We start from the raw sequence: 239 nt of genomic DNA, 5'->3' as shown, positions 1-239 counted from the left end.
CCGTCGACGATCCGATGCTCGCGCGGCCGGCGCATAATGGCGGGATGCCCGCCCCACGCGACTCGCGAATCAATCCGCGCAAGATGAAGTTCACACAACGCAGCCCGCTGCTTCGCAACATCAGTTATTTGCTGGCGATCGACGAGCATCGCAATTTCACGCGCGCCGCCGAAGCGCTGAGCGTGTCGCAGTCGGCGCTGTCGCAGAAGGTGCGCCAGCTCGAGGACGAGCTCGGCGCG

The 239-nt window shown here is 65.3% G+C and carries 1 protein-coding gene; it reads left to right on the top strand.

Features of this window, described 5'->3' with window-relative positions:
- Window positions 1-239 (top strand): LysR family transcriptional regulator (locus tag R0J88_RS23245; protein ID WP_410901353.1); only part of this gene is annotated, 239 nt, incomplete at both ends.

Source organism: Pseudoalteromonas sp. SIMBA_162, from assembly GCF_046535955.1.
GTDB classification, from domain to species: domain Bacteria; phylum Pseudomonadota; class Gammaproteobacteria; order Enterobacterales; family Alteromonadaceae; genus Pseudoalteromonas; species Pseudoalteromonas marina.
The sequence above is the reverse complement of the archived record's forward strand: the minus strand, read 5'-3'. Positions and strand labels throughout refer to the sequence as shown.